Genomic DNA, 16,507 nt, shown 5'->3' with positions numbered 1-16,507 from the left:
CAGCTCTCGGCGAGAAGTCGGCTCTCGGCGACAAGTCAGCTCTCGGCGACAAGTCAGCTGTCGGCGACAAGTCGGCTCTCGGCGACAAGTCGGCTCTCGGCCAGAAGTCGGCTGTCGGCGACAAGTCGGCTCTCGGCGACAGGGGGCGGGTGTGGTGGGCGGCGGTCAGCCGGGGTAGGCGGGGTCGCGGACGTCGCTGGCGGCGAGGGTCCAGCCCAGGCCGTTGCGCTCGTACAGCTCGCCGGCCTCGGTGCCGACGACGATCGTGCGGTCACCGGTCGCGGCGGTCAGCCGGGTGGCGTCCGCGACGGGCGGCAGGTCGGCGCTCGGCCCGCCGATCGTCACGAGGTGGACGGCCACCGCCGGCTCCGCGCCGCTCGTGCCGAGCACCCCGACCGTCCGCTCGTCCACCCAGGTGGCCGTGAGCGCGTCGGTGAGCGACTCCCCCACGCGCACCGGGTCACCCAGGGCGAGCGGCCGGGCGTCGGCGTCCCGCAGGACGGCGGCGACCTCGACATGGGCGACGTCGTCGTTGCGCCGGACGACGACGGCGCGGGTCCCGTCCCGGGAGATGCGGACCGCGAGCACCTGGGTGCCGTCGAGCCAGTTCGCGTCGACCTCGGCGACGACACCGTTCGGCTGGACCGCGCGGAGCCTGCCGTCACCGGCGCGTGGGGAGGTCCAGGCCCAGCCGTGCCGGTCGACGGACGGGGGCACGAGGTCCCGGCCCGTCAGCAGCAGCGCGCCGCCGTCGTCCTCGGTGGGGAGGCTGACGAGGCGGTCGGTGCCGTCGAGGACCACCGGCCGGCCGGAGGTGTCGTCGTACGGGAGCGCGGGTGTGCGCGGGTCGTCGACGATGCTGGACGCGGGGAGCGGGACGAGCTCGGAGCCGGTGAAGCGCTGCACCTGACCGTCCGCGACGACCACGGGGTTGCCCGTGACGTAGGGGTTGCGCAGCAGCTGGGGGCTCTCCCCCTCGAGGGGCAGACGGCTGGAGCCCACCCGCACGTCGACGGACTGGATCGCGGGGACGCTGCGCAGCGACTCCTGGAGCTGGGCGACCATGAGCGCACGCTGGGCGGGCTCGGCGGCCAGGGGCTCGGAGGTGAGGTCGACGACCGCGACGCCGTCGGTCACCGTGACGGTGTCCTCGGCCAGCCGGGTGCCGCTGGGCACGGCGGTGGTGACGCCGCCGGCCAGCCACGGCGAGGGGCCCTCCAGCAGGTGGCGCACGATGAGGGTGCTGGCGCTGCGGTCGGGGTACCACCGCACCTCGGGGACGAGCGCCTCACCGTCGGGGCTGAGGAAGTAGAGCTGGTACTGGTCGTACTGGGCCTCGAAGACGACCGGGGAGACGAGGATGCCGTCGTCGAGGTCGACGATGCGCCACTGCCCGCTCGCGGTGCGGGCGAGGGTGAAGTCGAGCTCGATGACGGAGTCGGGCGCGGCCTCGGTGTAGCGGCCCTGGGAGTCGACGCTCGCGGCCGCCACGGCACTGGCCCGGACGGCGCCGTCCTCGGCCTGGGAGTAGGTGACGTCCCGGGCGGTGTAGACCCGGACCTGCGCGCGCGGGTTCCACGTCTCGGCGGCCGGGCCGGCGAGGTACTCGCGGGCGACGGCGAACTCGTCGCCCCCACCGGCGGCGACGGCCCGGAGGAACCCCTGGACGATCTGGTTGGCGGTCGCGTCCGGCGTGGGCCCGTAGGCGAGGAGGGCCACCGAGCTGCCCGCCTGGGGGACGGGGTCGGCGGCCGTCACCGGGCCGGAGTCGGGCAGGCTCACGCAGCCGGCGGCGGCGAGGACGGCGGCGGTGACGGCGGCCGCGAGACGCGCCACCACCCGGCGACGGGTCGGCACGGTGCTCATCGGCCCCCCAAGTTCTCGAGGTCGGGCACGGACGTGGGTCCGGCGTCGTCGGCGACGGGCTCGGTGGCGACCTCGCCGGGGTGGAGCGGGAGCGGGGCGGAGGAGATGACGAGGCCCGCCCGCCGCGGCAGGGTGAGACGGAAGGCGGCGCCCTCCTCGGGCCGCCCCCACGCCTCGAGGGTGCCGCCGTGCAGCCGCGCGTCCTCCATCGAGATCGACAGGCCCAGACCCGTGCCGCCGGTGGTCCGGGCCCGGGCGGGGTCGGCGCGCCAGAAGCGGTCGAAGACCCGGCTGGCGGCCTCGGGGGTCATCCCGGTGCCGTGGTCCCGGACGACGACGGCCACCGCCACCTCGTTGACCCCCACCGCGATCTCGATCGGCCGGCCCTCCCCGTGCTCGATCGCGTTGACGAGAAGGTTGCGCACGATGCGGTCCACGCGCCGGGGGTCGATGTCGGCGGTGCACGGGCGCCCCGGGCCGGTGACGGTGATCGACGACCCGGTGCGCTCGGCGAGCGGGGCGGCGAGCTCGACGGCGTGGGCGACGACGTCCTGCAGGTCGCGCTCCTCGACGTCGAGGAGGGCGGCACCCGCGTCGAAGCGGCTGATCTCGAGGAGGTCGGCGAGCATCTGCTCGAAGCGGTCGAGCTGGGTCTGGAGCAGCTCGGCGGAGCGGCGCGCGGCCGGGTCGAAGTCCTCGCGGCTGGCGTGGAGGACCTCGCTGGCCATCCGGATCGTCGTCAACGGGGTGCGCAGCTCGTGGGAGACGTCGGAGACGAAGCGCTGCTGGAGGCGCGACAGCTCGGCCATCCGCTCGATCTGGTCCTGCAGGCTCTCGGCCATCTCGTTGAAGGTGCGGCCCAGGGTGGCGAGCTCGTCGTGGCCGCGGACGTCGAGCCGCTCGTCCAGGAGGCCGTCGGCGAGGCGCTCGGCGGTCCGCGCGGCCTGCCGCACCGGACCGAGGACCCGCTGGGCGATGAACCACGTCATCGCGCCGAGGAAGATGAGGAGGACGACCGCCCCGGCGCCGAGCACCTGGATGACGAGCGTGAGGGTGTCCTCCTCCGGGCCGAGGGTGTAGACGGTGTAGAGCTCGTGGGTGCCGACGACCGGCAGGGTGACCTCCGAGCCGACGATGATGCCCGGCCCTCCGCCCGTGCCCAGCGGCAGGGAGATGGACTGCCAGTGCTGCCCGCCGCCGGCGACCGCCGTGCGCATCTCCTCGGTGAGGACCGCGCCGTCGAGGAGCCGCTCGGGCAGGACCGCCTCGTTGATGAGCACCTGGGCGGACTCGTCGGGGCTGCGCAAAAGCATGCTGCCGACGACGCCGCTGCCCCCCGCCCGGCTGCCCGCCACGAGGTTGTAGGCCAGCTCCTGGACCTGCGGCCCGGTGTTGGCGATCGCCGCGTCGAAGCTCTGCTGCGCCGAACGGGTGCGCGCGGTCGCGTCGGCGAGGATCTCGTCGCGGCGCGCCTCGAAGAGGCCGTCGCGGATCGTCACGGTGACGACCGCACCGAGGAGGACGAGGGCCGCGACGCCGACGAGCACCGTCGTCGTCGAGACCCGCAGCCGCAGGGAGGAGCGCCAGCGGTCGACGACGCGACCGGCCCACCCGCGGGTGCCGGGCTCCCCCTGCGGCTGGAGGCTCACCGCTGCGAGCTGCCCGCCCGGTACCCGACACCACGGACGGTGACGACGACCTCCGGGTTCTCCGGGTCCTTCTCGATCTTGGCGCGCAGCCGCTGGACGTGGACGTTGACGAGCCGGGTGTCCGCGGCGTGCCGGTAGCCCCAGACCTGCTCGAGGAGCACCTCGCGGCTGAAGACCTGCCAGGGCTTGCGGGCCAGCGCGAGGAGCAGGTCGAACTCGAGCGGGGTGAGCGCGATGGACTCACCGTTGCGGGTGACCTGGTGGCCGGCGACGTCGATGGCGAGGTCCCCGATCGTCAGCCGCTCGGTCTGCGGGCCGGTCGTGCTGCGCAGGCGCGTCTTGACCCGCGCGACGAGCTCCTTGGGCTTGAAGGGCTTGGGGATGTAGTCGTCCGCCCCGGCCTCGAGGCCCGCGACGACGTCGATGGTGTCGGACTTGGCCGTGAGCATGACGACCGGGACGCCCGACTCCGCGCGGATGAGCCGGCACACCTCGATACCGTCGATGCCGGGGAGCATGAGGTCGAGGAGGACGAGGTCGGGCTCCTCGGCGCGGAACATCTCCAGCGCCTGCGAGCCGTCGGGGCACGTCACGGTGTCGTAGCCCTCGCCCTGCAGCACGATGCCGATCATCTCCGCGAGCGCGGTGTCGTCGTCGACCACGAGAATTCGAGCGTTCATGCCCACTATCGTCGCACCCGGGGCGGCGAATCCGGTGAGCCTCGGGCCATGTCGTGCACCACCGCTCCGGCGCGCCGCCCGTCCGTGGCACGATGACCGCTGAGAGTGCGGAGGGATCGATGAGCCAGGAACCAGGCCAGCCACAGCCGGCGTCCCACCCGCCGGGCGCGCCCTCGGGCGAGCAGTACGGCCAGTACGGCCAGTACGGCCAGTACGGCCAGCAGGCCCCGCCACCCCAGGGCCAGCAGGGCCAGCCCCTGCCGCCGCCGGGCCAGTACGGCCAGTACGGCCAGCCGCCCGGGCAGGGCGGCTACTACGGCCCGGGCTTCGTGCCGCCGGCGGCACAGCCGGGCATCATCCCGCTGCGCCCGCTCACCCTCGGGGAGATCTACGACGGCGCCTTCCGCGCCATCCGCAGCAACCCGCTGGTGATGTTCGGCCTGGCGATCATCGTCGTCGGGATCGGGGCCGTCATCCAGCTCGGCTTCACGGCGGCGGCGGTCGGCCGGATCGAGCGGGCCGCCCAGGCGGGCGTCGTCGAGCTCGAGGCCTTTTTCAGCGTCGGCGCCATGGCCGGGGTGCTCCTCAGCTCGGCCGCCGTCAGCCTCGCCACCCTCGTCCTCGAGGGCCTGGCGATCCTCTCGGTCAGCGAGTCCGTCCTGGGCCGGAAGATCAGCCTCGGGCAGGTGTGGCAGCGGGCGCGCGGGCGCCTGTGGCGGCTCGTCGCCCTGTCCCTCCTCCTCGGTGTCGCCGGTGTGGTGGCCGTCGTCGGGGCGGGCGCGCTCGTCATCCTCCTCGCCGTCGCGCTCGCCGAGGTTTCGGACGACGGCGTGCTCGCGCTCGTCCTCCTCGTGCCCCTCCTGTTCCTGCTCCTCGCGGGCGTCGTCGCGTTCTTCGCGGTCCGGCTGATGCTCGCCACCTGCGTGATCATGCTCGAGGGCACCGGCGTCTTCGCCTCGATCGCCCGGTCCTGGCGGCTCACCCGGGGCAGCTTCTGGCGGCTCTTCGGGATCATGCTCCTCACCGTCGTCCTCGTGACCGTCCTCGTGAGCATCCTGTCGGTGCCGTTCTCGATGTTCGGGAGCGTCTTCGCCGTCCAGGGCGACGTCCTGGTGCCGCTCATCCTGTCCTCGATCGGGTCGCTCGTCGGCTCGGCGGTCTCCATCCCCGTCATGGCCGCCGTGCTCGCCCTCCTCTACATCGACGTGCGGATGCGCAAGGAGGGCCTGGACGTCGAGCTCGCCCGCGCGGCGCAGGGCGGATGAGCGGGCGGCTGGGTGTGCCGGTCGAGCCGGACGCGGACGAGGCGCGCCGCTGGGCTGAGGAGGAGCTCTCGCGCGGCGTGTACTCCGACGAGCCGAACCTCCTCGAGCGAGCCTGGGCTTGGGTCCTCGAGCAGCTGCAGCGGCTCCTCGAGCTCGACGTGAGCGCCCCGCCCAACCTCGTGCCGGTGGTCGTCGTCGTCGGGGCCGCCGTCCTGCTCGCCGTCGCCCTCTACCTCGCCGGCCCTCTCCGCGCCCGCCGCCGCGGCGGTCCCGGCGCCTCCCACGCCGTCTTCGACGACGCCGACGCCACGAGCGAGGACCTCACGGCCGCCGCGGACGCCGCGGCCCGCCGCCGCGACTGGGCCCAGGCCGTCCTCATGCGCTTCCGCGCCGTCATCCGCTCCCTCGACGAGCGGGCCGTCCTCGACGACCGCCCCGGGCTCACCGCCCACGAGGCGAGCACCGCCGCCGCCCGGCAGCTGCCCGACTGCGCGGACGGGCTCACCTGGGCCGGCCGCCTCTTCGACGACGTCTGCTACGGCTCCACCGCGCCCGGGGAGGCGGAGGACACCCGCCTGCGGGAGCTCGGCGCCGTCGTCGCCCGCAGCCGGCCGGTCAGCCCGGTGGCCGTCGGCGCGACGTGGGCGGCGGTGCGATGAGCGCGGACGTCCTCGCGCAGGAGACGCCCCGCCGCGAACGGCGCCCGGTGCTCTTCGTCGTCGTCGCCGCGCTCTTCGCCGTCGCCGCGGTGGTCGCGGTCGTCGTCGGCCGCGGGTCGACGTCCGCCGTGCCGCTCGCGCCGGACAACCCGGAGCCGGCGGGGGCGCAGGCCGCCGCGACGATCCTGCGCGAGCAGGGCGTGCGGATCCGCACCGTCTCGACGACCGACGACGCCGTCCGGGTGGCCGGCCCCGGCACCACCCTGCTCGTGACGGTCACCGGACGGCTCGACGACGACCAGCTCGCCGCCGTGCGCGACACCGGGGCCGACCTCGTCCTCGGCCAGCCCACCTTCCTGCCCGACCTCGAGCCGCTGACCGACAGGGTCGAGCCCTCCCCCGCGGGCAGCGACGAGCCCGTCCCCGCCGCGTGCGCGGACCCGGACGCGACCGCTGCGGGGACCCTGTCCCGCAGCGTCGGCGGCGTCGTGCCGCTGAGCGAGGACGTCGAGCTGTGCTTCCCGACGGCGGACGGGGCGGGCGCGCTCGCCACCTGGGAGCAGGACGGCCGCGACGTCGCCCTGCTCGCCGACACCACCCTCATGAGCAACGAGCACCTCGCCGACGCCGGCAACGCCGCGCTCGTGCTGCGCCTGCTCGGCGCCAACGAGGAGCTCGTCTGGTACCTGCCGACCATCGGCGACACCGTGGGCGACGACGACGGCAGCACGGCCGCACTCGTCCCGCCCACCGTCCGGGCGCTGGGCGTGCAGCTGCTCGTGCTCGCCGTCGTCGTCGTCCTCTGGGGCGGGCGGCGGCTCGGGCGCGTGGTGACCGAGCCGATGCCCGTCGTCGTCCGCTCCGCCGAGACGACCCTCGGGCGCGGGCGGCTCTACCGCCGCGCCCGCGACCACGCCCATGCCGCCGCCGGGCTGCGCGCCGGCTGCGCGACCCGGATGGCCACCCGCCTCGGCGTGCCGCCCTCGGCGCGGGCCGAGGTGCTCGTCGCCGCCGTCGCCCGCGCCACCGGGCGCGAGGAGGCCGCGGTCGGCACCCTCCTGTACGGCCCACCCCCGACGTCCGACGCCGAGCTCACCGGACTCACCCGCGAGCTCGACACCCTGGAAAGCGAGGTCCACCCGTCGTGAGCACCCACACCCCCGAGCCCCCGCCGCCCACGCAAGAGCCGGTCCGACCCCCGGCCCCCGCCCCGGCGCCCGACTCTCCGCGTGCCCGGCTGGCCGCGCTCCGGCAGGAGGTCGGCAAGGCGGTCGTCGGCCAGGACGCCGCGGTGACCGGCCTGGTCATCGGCCTGCTGTGCCGCGGGCACGTCCTGCTCGAGGGGGTGCCCGGGGTGGCCAAGACCCTCCTCGTGCGCACGCTCGCGGCGAGCCTCGACATGGCCACGACCCGGGTGCAGTTCACCCCGGACCTCATGCCCGGGGACGTCACGGGCTCCCTCGTCTACGACTCGCGGTCGGCGGCGTTCTCGTTCCGCGAGGGGCCGGTCTTCACCAACCTCATGCTCGCCGACGAGATCAACCGCACCCCGCCGAAGACGCAGGCCTCGCTGCTCGAGGCGATGGAGGAGCGGCAGGTGTCCGTCGACGGTCAGCCGCGCCCGCTGCCCGACCCCTTCATGGTCATCGCCACCCAGAACCCGGTCGAGTACGAGGGCACCTACCCGCTGCCCGAGGCGCAGCTGGACCGCTTCCTCCTCAAGCTCCTCGTCCCGCTGCCCGAGCGCAGCGACGAGATCGAGGTGCTCAACCGGCACGCCCACGCCTTCGACCCGCGCGACCTCGCCGGGGCCGGCGTGCGGCCGGTGGCCGGGCCGGCGGACCTCGCGGCCGCCCGCGAGGAGGTCGCCCGAGTCCAGGTCGCGCCCGAGGTGCTCGGCTACGTCGTCGACATCTGCCGTGCGACGCGCACGTCGCCGTCGCTGTCCCTCGGGGTCTCCCCGCGCGGGGCGACGGCGCTGCTCGCCACCGCCCGCGCCTGGGCCTGGCTCACCGGCCGCGACTACGTCACCCCCGACGACGTCAAGGCCCTGGCCCACGCGACCCTGCGCCACCGCGTCCAGCTCCGCGCGGAGGCCGAGCTCGAGGGCGTGACCGCCGAGACCGTCCTCGACGGCGTGCTGCGCACCGTCCCCGTCCCCCGCTGAGCGCCGTGCGACCGCTCCCCACGCGACCCACGCCCGAGGAGGTGGCATGGCGCTGACCCGCCGCGCCGTCCTCGTCGCCGCCGCGGGTGTGCTGCCGGTGCTGCTCGTGCCGCGCACGACGACGGTGGTCGCCTGGGCGGCCCTGCTCGTGCTCGCCGTGGTCCTCGACCTCGTCCTCGCCGCCTCGCCGCGGGCGCTGCGGCCCGCGCGGGAGGTCCCGCACTCGGTGCGGCTGGGTGAGCCGGCGACGTCGACGCTCACCGTCGTCAACACCGGCACCCGCACCGCACGGCTCCTCGTCCGCGACGCGTGGGTGCCCTCGGCCGGCGCCGAGCGCAACCGGCACCGCCTCACGGTGCCCGCCGGCGAGGCGCGGCGCGTGCGGACCGGGCTGCGCCCCACCCGGCGCGGGGACCGGGAGGCCGACCTCGTCACCCTGCGCTGCCACGGGCCCCTCGGCCTGGCCGCCCGGCAGCGCTCGCTGCCCGCCCCCGCCCGGCTGCGGGTGCTGCCCGCCTTCAGCTCCCGCCGCCACCTGCCCTCCCGGCTGGCTCGGCTGCGGGAGATGGACGGCCGCGCCGCCGTCCAGGTCCGCGGCGAGGGCACCGAGTTCGACTCCCTGCGCGAGTACGTCATCGGCGACGACGTCCGTTCCATCGACTGGCGTGCCACCGCCCGCGGCGGTGACGTCGTCGTGCGCACGTGGCGGCCCGAGCGGGACCGGCGCGTCCTCATCGTCCTCGACTCCTCGCGCCTGTCCGCCGCGCGGCTCGGGGAGGCGACCCGGCTGGAGGCCCAGATCGAGGCGGCGCTCCTGCTCGCGGCGCTCGCCTCGCGGGCCGGGGACCGGGTCGACGTCGTCGCCGTCGACTCCACCGTCCGGGCACGGGTGTCGGGGGTGCAGGGGCCACGCCTCATGTCGGCGCTCGCCGAGGGTCTCGCGCCGGTCGAGGCCTCCCTCGTGCAGATGAGCTGGCCGACGGTGACGCAGACCGTGCGCGACGCGCTCTCCCAGCGCTCCCTCGTCGTCCTGCTCACCGCGCTCGACACCGCCGCGGTGCTGTCGGACCTGCTGCCCGTCGTCGGCGCGATGACCCGGGACCACCAGGTGGTGCTCGCCTCCGCCGCGGACCCCGAGGCCGAGGAGATCCGCCGCCGGCGCGGCACGAGCGAGGAGGTCTTCGACGCCGCCGCCGCCGAGCGCGCCGCCCTCGAGCGGGCGGCCGCGGCGGCCCGGCTGCGCCGTCGCGGCGTCGAGGTCGTCGAGGCGACCCCGGACGACCTCCCGCCCACCCTCGCCGACACCTACCTCGCCCTCAAAGCCGCCGGCCGCCTCTGACCGCCCCGCCCCGTCCCCCCGCCCCCGCCCCCGCCCCCGCCACCTTCGCAATTGGTGGGTCGAGCGACGCTCCGGGCGTCCGGGACGTCGGTCAGGTCACCAATTGCGAAGTTCTTGGCGGGGTGCGGGGGGATGGGGGCCGACTTAGCGTGAGCCTGTGAAGCGGCAGCTCGTCATCACGGCGGACGACCTCGGGGCGGACGCCGACATCAACGTGGTCATCGTCGACCTCATGCGGGACGGGCTCGTCTCGGCCACCACCCTCATCCCGGTCGCACCGGCCGCAGAGGACGCCGTCAGCCGCCTCCGCGCCGCCGGTCTCGAGGCACGGCTCCACGTCGCCCTGTCCACCGGGCACGAGTGGGCCGGCTGGCGGCCCCTCGCCCCCGGGGTGGACTCCCTCGTCGGGCCCGACGGCGCGCTCCCCGTCGAGGGCGGCGTCGCGGAACGTCGGGCCAGCCCCGCGGACGTCGCCCGGGAGATGGGCGCCCAGCTCGAGTGGATGCGCGCGGCCGGGCTGCGGCCGGCCGCTGTCGACTCCCACTCCGGGACCCTCTACGGGCTGCACGGACGCTCGTTGGCGGACACCGCCGTCGACTTCTGCGCCGCCCACGGGCTCGCCTTCCGGCTGCCGCGGCGGCTGGGACCCGTGCTCGGGCTGGCCGCGCGGGGGCTGCGCGCCGCCCACCGCGGCGCGGTCGCCCACGCCGACGAGCTCGGGGTGCGCCTGCCGGAGGTGCTCGTCAGCGCCTGGCTGCCGGGCCGCCTCACGCTGAGCTACCCCCAGCTGCGGGCCGAGGTCCTCTCCCAGCTGCGTCGCCTGCCGGCGGGCACGTCCGAGCTCATGGTGCACCCGGCCCCCCGCTCGGCCGCGTTGCGGCTGCCCGCGGCGGACGGCCGCAAGCGGCTGTGGGAGCTGCGGCTGCTCCGCGACCCCGCCTTCCACCGCACCCTGCGCCGGGAGGGCATCACGGTCGTCCCGGCGTGGTGATCAGCCCGCCTGGGCCAGGGCGTGCCCGGCGAGGTCCTCCTCGAGGTCACCGGTCTCCCCCGCCCGCACCGCCCGCCCGCCGAGGACGAGGGTGTAGGCCCAGTAGGCCGCGAGCACGAGCGCCCCGATGGCGATCTTGAGCCACCCGGGAAGCCCGGACGGCGTGACGAAGCCCTCGACGATGCCCGAGACGGCGAGCACGAGGACGAGCCCCATCGCCACGATGAACAGCGAGCGCCCCTCCTCGGCCAACGCTCGTGAGCGCGTCCGCGGCCCCGGCGCGACCCACGCCCAGAAGAGCTTGAGGCCGGCGCCAGCGGCGATGAAGATCGCGGTCAGCTCCATGAGCCCGTGCGGCAGGATGAGGCCGAAGAACACGTCGAGGTGCCCGTGGGCGGCCATGACACCGCCCGCGGAACCGACCCCCACGGCGTTGGCGGCGAGCACGTACACGGGGAACACGCCCGTGATGCCGAGCGCGATGCACTGCGCGGCGATCCACGCGTTGTTCGTCCACACCTGGCCGGCGAAGTCACCCGCGGGGTAGCTGGAGTAGTAGGCAGCGAAGGCCTCCTCCGCGTACTGCTCGAGCTCGGCGGGCGAGCCCATGGCCGCGAGCGCCGCCGGGTTCGTCGCCACCCACCAGCCGCTGGCGGCGCCGACGGCGACGAACACGAGCCCCACCCACACCGTCCACCAGCGCACCCGGTAGAACGCGGCCGGCAGCGAGAGGCGGAGGAAGCGGGCGACGTCCGACAGCCGCGCCTCGTGGGCGCCGGCGATCCGGCCGCGGGCCGTGGCGAGCAGGCCGGAGAGCTCGGAGACGAGCAGCGGGTCCGGCGCCGAGGTCCGCAGCGCGGACAGGTGCCCGGCCGTGGCCTGGTAGAGCGCGACGAGCTCGTCGGCCTCCGCGCCGGCGAGGCGGCGCCGCGTGGACAGCGCGCGCAGCCGTTCCCACTCCGGGCGGTGCACGGCCGCGAAGGCGTCGATGTCCACGCGGGTACCCTGCCACACATGACCACGCACGCGGCGCACTCGGCAGGCCGTGCGCTGCAGGCGGCACGGCTGACCGACGACCTCATCATCACCGGGGAGGCCGTGGCGCTGGAGGTCCGCCCCGCCGCGTTCCTCCTGCGGGTGGTCAGCGGGCTCATCGACGCCGCCGCCTACGCGGCCGTGCTCCTCGCCCTCGCGGTGGGTGTCCTCGGCAGCCTCGGTGACCTCAACGAGGCACGGGTGACGGCGGTGTCGATCGCGACCCTCGCCGGGGTCGTCGTCGTCGCGCCCACCGTCGTGGAGACCCTGAGCCGGGGCAGGTCCCTCGGCAAGGCCGCCACCGGCATCCGCATCGTCCGCGACGACGGCGGCCCCATCCGGCTGCGGCACGCCTTCACCCGCTCGCTCACCGGGTTCGGCGAGCTGTGGCTGACGGCCGGCTCGGTCGCCGTCATGACCGCGCTCCTCAACGGCCGCGGCAAGCGGCTGGGCGACCTGCTCGCCGGGACCTACGCCGTGCGCACCCGGGGCGCGGACCGCAAGGCGCCCCCGCTCCTCATGCCGCCCGAGCTCGAGGACTGGGCCCGCGGCGCCGACATCCGCGCCATGCCCGACGGTGTCGCGCTCGCCGCCCGTCGTTTCCTCGACCGCACCGGCACCCTCGACCCCGCCTCCCGCGAGCAGCTGGGCCGCCAGCTCGCCGCCCGGGTGGAGCCGCTCGTGGCCCCGCCGCCGCCGTGGGGCACCCACCCCGAGCGGTTCCTCGCCGCGGTGCTCGTCGCCCGCCGCGACCGCGAGTACGCCGTGGGCCTGCGGGCCCGGGACACGCTCGCCACGACCACCGCCGAGCTCCGCCGGCTGCCCTTCCAGCTGGGATGAGCGCGGCGATGCGCACCCGGCTCTCGATGCGCCCTAGCCTCGGGGGCTAGGAGGACGACATGTGGAGGAAGACGACGGGCCGCTGGCGGCGTGCCCTGGCCGCGCTCGCCGTGGTCGAGCGGCGCAGCCCGGCGCTGCCCGCGGCGGCCCGTTGGCGACGCCTGGAGGCCACGGGCTCCGTCGCCCACGGCGTCCCGCCGCACCCCGCCCTGCCCGTCGGCGTCGTCCCCGCCGACGCCGGGACGGATGCCGTCCCGGTCACCGCTCCCGTCGCGGCCGACGCCGTCCTCATCGGCAAGTTCGACCGGGGCCGTCAGGTGCGCATGCGGTCCTTCTACGCCGAGGAGGGCCTGTGCGCCCGCATCCAGGCGGGCTCACGCCACCCCGAGCGGGAGCACGGCGTCAGCCGCAGCGTCCGGGCCGCGCAGCTCGTCGCGGCCAACCGGCCGGGCCTGGCCCCGGCCATGCGTGACCACGGCACGCTCTTCTCCGGGCGCACCGCCTACCTCGTCGAGGAGGTCGTCGAGGGCGCCACCCCCCACACCCCGACCGAGGTGAGGGCGGCGATGGACGTGGTGGCGGCCGAGCTGGCGATCCTCCAGCGCGCCGTGGGCGTGACGGCCAGACCGCTGTCCACGGTCGTCAACCCGGCCTTCCGCGAGCGCTGGCGCGGTGTCGTCGAGGACGGGCACGTCCCCCCGAAGCTCGCGGCCCGGGTGGACCGGCTCATCGCGCGCGACGACCTCCTCGAGGTGAGCTTCACCCACGGCGACCTCGTCTCCTCCAACGTGCTGCGTGTCGGAGACCGCGTGGTGCTCATCGACTGGGAGTACGCCGGCACCCGGCCCGTGGCCTTCGACCTCGCCAAGATGCACGTCAACGCCGGCCCCGCCGGGCCGGCGCTCGACCGGCTGGACGCTGCCCTCGGCGGGCGGGTGGGCCACGCGCGGGGTCACTACTCGCTGGCCGAGCAGCTGACGCTTGCGCACGTCGTCGTGCTCTCGCGGCTGGAGGCGCGCATGCAGCGCGCCCGGGAGGCGGACCGCCTGGAGCCGCTGCGCCGTCAGACGCACAAGCGCGTCAAGGCGGTGCGCGAGCTGCTCGCCCTGGAGGGCTGACGCTCCTCTCCCGGGCCTCCGGGTGTGCCCGGCCACGTGCCGGGTCCCAGCGCCCTGTCCACGGGGTCGACCCGTGCTGTCCCCGCGCGGTCCGGCCCGACCTCGGCCTTGGTCTAGACCAGGACGTGACCCGGACCACTGCCCTGGCGTAGGGTGGACGCTGGCAGGTCTTTCCCCTGCGCATGGATGCGCGAAAAGAGTTGCCGCGCGAGGTCTCGCGCGTGATCGATGACGACTCACACCCCTGGAGGAACGTTGTCCACAAGAACCCCCGGCGCCCGGGCGGGCGTCGCCACAGCCCTCGGGGCGGGCATGCTGCTCGCATCCGCCGTCCCCGCCAGCGCCACGTCCGCGCCGGAGTCGGCGAACCCGATCGACCACATCGTCAGCAACATGACGGTCGACGAGCTCATCGGCCAGATGACCTGGACCCACGTCTACGGCGACTCCGCCGACGACGACTCGATGGCCGAGGAGAACCAGGACCGCTACGGCGTCGACACTCCCCGGGAGGTCGTCGAGAAGTTCGACCTCGGTGGTGTCCTCTACTTCGCCTGGTCCAACCCCGGCATCGTCAGCGACCCCGAGCTCACCGCCGAGCTCTCCAACGGCCTGCAGGCCGTCTCCGTCGGCGAGGGCGGCTCCGGCATCCCGCTGGCGACGACCATCGACCAGGAGGGCGGCATCGTCGCCCGCATGGGTGCCCCGATGACCGTGCTGCCCGGCAACATGGCCCTCGGCGCCACCTTCGACACGGCGCTCGCCCGCGCGCAGGGCGAGGTCCTGGGCTCCGAGCTGGCCGCCGTCGGCATCAACGCCGACTTCGCCCCCGTCGTCGACGTCAACACCAACCCCGCCAACCCGGTCATCGGCGTCCGCTCGATGGGCGAGGACCCGGAGAACGTCGCCGCGCTCGGCGTCGCCCAGATCGAGGGCCTGCAGTCCCAGGGCGTCGGGGCCGCGGCCAAGCACTTCCCCGGCCACGGCGACACCGAGACCGACTCCCACACCGGCCTGCCGATCGTCACCTACGACCGCGCCACCCTCGACCAGCACCTGCTGCCCTTCGAGGCGGCCATCGAGGCCGGCGTCGACATGATCATGACGGCCCACGTCATCGTCGAGGAGCTCGACCCCGAGATGCCCGGCACCCTGTCACCGGAGGTCCTCACCGGGCTGCTCCGCGAGGAGCTCGGCTTCGACGGCCTCATCACCACCGACGCCCTCGACATGGCCGCACTCAAGCAGCTGCCCGACAACCCGCTCGACGACGGCGACATCGCCGTCCTCGCCATCCAGGCGGGCTCGGACATCCTCCTCATGTCGCCCGACGTCCCGGCGACCTTCGAGGCCGTGAGCGCCGCCGTCGAGTCCGGCGAGATCACCCGCGAGCGCCTGGAGGAGTCGGTCACCCGCATCCTCGAGTGGAAGGTCGAGCGCGGGGTGTGGGAGGAGGACCCGAGCGTTCCCGTCGACGAGGTCATGGACATCGTCGGCAACGCCGAGCACACCGCGACGGCGCAGGAGATCGCCGACCGGTCGGTCACCCTGCTCCGCAACGAGGGCGACCTCCTCCCGCTCGACGAGGGCCAGTCGGTCTTCGTCACCGGCTGGGGCCAGAGCGGGGTGCCGAACCTCGCCCAGGCCTTCACCGACCGCGGCGTGGAGACCGAGCACCTGTACACGGCGAACTTCCCGAACGCCGAGCAGATCGCCGCGGCCGCCGAGGCCGCTGAGGGCCATGACGCGATCGTCCTCATGACCCACACCCCGGCCAACGCCGCCCAGACCCAGGCGCAGCACGACCTCCTCACCGCGCTCCAGGCCACCGACGTCCCGGTCGTGCACGTGCCCGTGCGCAACCCGTACGACGTCGCGTGGGAGAACCCCGCGCCGGCACAGCTCGTCACCTACGGCTACCAGCGCCCCTCGCTCCAGGCCGTCGCCGACGTCGTCCTCGGCACCGTCGAGCCGACCGGCAAGCTGCCGGTCAACGTCCCGACCGCCGACGGTGAGGGCGTGCTCCACCCGATCGGCTTCGGCCTCGGCTACGAGGGCGAGGAGCCGCAGCAGCCGACGCAGCGCTACGGCTTCTTCCTCACCAACGGCTGGACGGGCGGCGACGCCGACTACGCCTTCCAGTACGGCCGGCACACCGACGAGGTCCTCGTCGGTGACTGGGACGGGGACGGGCGTGACTCGATCACCGTGCGCCGCGGCAACCAGTACTTCGTCAACAACGCCCCCACCGGCGGCCCCGCCGAGCGCGTGGTCACCTACGGCAAGGCGGACGACGTCGTCCTCGTCGGCGACTGGAACGGTGACGGCACCGACACCCTCGCGGTGCGCCGCGGGGCGACCTACCACGTGAAGAACTCCCTGCGCAGCGGGGACGCCGACCACGTGGTCGTCTACGGCCGCGAGGGCGACGCCGTCGTCGTCGGCGACTGGGACGGCGACGGCCGCGACACCTTCGCCGTGCGCCGCGGCAAGGTGTACCACGTGAAGAACGCGATCGCCGGTGGCGACGCGGACGTCGTCTTCGCCTACGGGCGCGAGTCCGACGTCACCCTCGCCGGTGACTGGGACGGCGACGGCCGCGACACCTTCGCCGTGCGCCGCGGCCGCGACTACCACGTGTCCAACACGCTGCGTGGTGGCGAGGCCGAGCGGGTCATGCGCTACGGCCGCGAGGGCGACGAGGTGTTCGTCGGCGACTGGGACGGCGACGGCCGCGACAGCATCGGCGTGCGCCGCACCCCCGCCGCCTGACCCGCTCCCCCGGCGAGAGCTGGATTCGCCAGGGGACGGCACGACAAGGGCCCCGCACCACGGTGCGGGGCCCTTGTCGTGCGCCGCGGGATCGCGCGGGAGACGGGGTGGGACCCAGCCGTCGGC

Annotated in this window: 13 protein-coding genes; 9 read left to right on the top strand and 4 right to left on the bottom strand. The window is 75.0% G+C overall.

What is annotated here, in order from left to right:
* Window positions 1-165: 165 nt before the first annotated feature.
* From GD632_RS13225 to mtrA, 3 genes are read right to left on the bottom strand one after another with little or no spacing between them, the layout of a single operon-like run.
* Entirely contained in the window at window positions 166-1,866 is a 1,701-nt protein-coding gene (locus GD632_RS13225; protein ID WP_152192682.1) for an LpqB family beta-propeller domain-containing protein, read from the bottom strand.
* Window positions 1,863-3,515 carry an MtrAB system histidine kinase MtrB gene (gene mtrB, locus GD632_RS13220; RefSeq protein WP_152192681.1) on the bottom strand — a complete coding sequence of 551 codons (1,653 nt, stop codon included), beginning with the start codon at window positions 3,513-3,515 and terminating at the stop codon, window positions 1,863-1,865. Before mtrB ends, GD632_RS13225 begins: the two co-directional genes overlap by 4 nt.
* Window positions 3,512-4,195, bottom strand: coding sequence for an MtrAB system response regulator MtrA (mtrA, locus tag GD632_RS13215; RefSeq protein WP_152192680.1), 684 nt, complete (start codon window positions 4,193-4,195; stop codon window positions 3,512-3,514). Before mtrA ends, mtrB begins: the two co-directional genes overlap by 4 nt.
* Window positions 4,196-4,314: 119 nt before the next feature.
* On the opposite strand from mtrA, the gene GD632_RS13210 reads away from it, so the two are divergent.
* From GD632_RS13210 to GD632_RS13185, 6 genes are all read left to right on the top strand, one after another.
* A complete protein-coding gene (locus tag GD632_RS13210; RefSeq protein WP_152192679.1) occupies window positions 4,315-5,460 on the top strand; it encodes a glycerophosphoryl diester phosphodiesterase membrane domain-containing protein in 1,146 nt (381 codons plus the stop codon).
* Window positions 5,457-6,119, top strand: a complete 663-nt coding sequence (locus GD632_RS13205; protein WP_152192678.1) for a DUF4129 domain-containing protein — start codon at window positions 5,457-5,459, stop codon at window positions 6,117-6,119. The genes GD632_RS13210 and GD632_RS13205 overlap by 4 nt, the downstream gene beginning before the upstream one ends.
* Window positions 6,116-7,267, top strand: coding sequence for a DUF4350 domain-containing protein (locus tag GD632_RS13200; protein ID WP_152192677.1), 1,152 nt, complete (start codon window positions 6,116-6,118; stop codon window positions 7,265-7,267). The genes GD632_RS13205 and GD632_RS13200 overlap by 4 nt, the downstream gene beginning before the upstream one ends.
* Window positions 7,264-8,286: an AAA family ATPase gene (locus tag GD632_RS13195; RefSeq protein WP_152192676.1), complete on the top strand. Its 1,023-nt coding sequence runs from the start codon at window positions 7,264-7,266 to the stop codon at window positions 8,284-8,286. The genes GD632_RS13200 and GD632_RS13195 overlap by 4 nt, the downstream gene beginning before the upstream one ends.
* A gap of 46 nt (window positions 8,287-8,332) precedes the next feature.
* On the top strand, window positions 8,333-9,625 hold the full coding sequence (locus GD632_RS13190) for a DUF58 domain-containing protein (protein WP_152192675.1): 1,293 nt from the start codon (window positions 8,333-8,335) through the stop codon (window positions 9,623-9,625).
* A 157-nt stretch (window positions 9,626-9,782) separates the two neighbouring features.
* Complete coding sequence (locus GD632_RS13185; RefSeq protein ID WP_152192674.1) at window positions 9,783-10,616, top strand: carbohydrate deacetylase; 834 nt, start codon at window positions 9,783-9,785, stop codon at window positions 10,614-10,616.
* On the opposite strand, the gene GD632_RS13180 is transcribed toward GD632_RS13185, so the two are convergent.
* Window positions 10,617-11,612 carry a stage II sporulation protein M gene (locus tag GD632_RS13180; RefSeq protein WP_152192673.1) on the bottom strand — a complete coding sequence of 332 codons (996 nt, stop codon included), beginning with the start codon at window positions 11,610-11,612 and terminating at the stop codon, window positions 10,617-10,619.
* Between the two features lie 18 nt (window positions 11,613-11,630).
* Between GD632_RS13180 and GD632_RS13175 the strand changes: the two genes are divergently transcribed.
* The 3 genes from GD632_RS13175 to GD632_RS13165 all read left to right on the top strand — a co-directional run bounded on the left by GD632_RS13175 (window position 11,631) and on the right by GD632_RS13165 (window position 16,381).
* Complete coding sequence (locus GD632_RS13175) at window positions 11,631-12,491, top strand: RDD family protein (RefSeq protein WP_152192672.1); 861 nt, start codon at window positions 11,631-11,633, stop codon at window positions 12,489-12,491.
* A 59-nt stretch (window positions 12,492-12,550) separates the two neighbouring features.
* Window positions 12,551-13,609, top strand: a complete 1,059-nt coding sequence (locus tag GD632_RS13170; RefSeq protein ID WP_152192671.1) for a phosphotransferase — start codon at window positions 12,551-12,553, stop codon at window positions 13,607-13,609.
* A gap of 312 nt (window positions 13,610-13,921) precedes the next feature.
* Window positions 13,922-16,381 (top strand): glycoside hydrolase family 3 protein, encoded by a 2,460-nt coding sequence (locus GD632_RS13165; RefSeq protein WP_226924866.1) that lies wholly within the window; start codon window positions 13,922-13,924, stop codon window positions 16,379-16,381.
* Window positions 16,382-16,507 lie beyond the last annotated feature (126 nt).

This window comes from Georgenia satyanarayanai (assembly GCF_009193135.1).
GTDB lineage: Bacteria > Actinomycetota > Actinomycetes > Actinomycetales > Actinomycetaceae > Oceanitalea > Oceanitalea satyanarayanai.
Note: the sequence above shows the minus strand (reverse complement) of the source record. Positions and strands in the feature narration are given on the sequence as shown.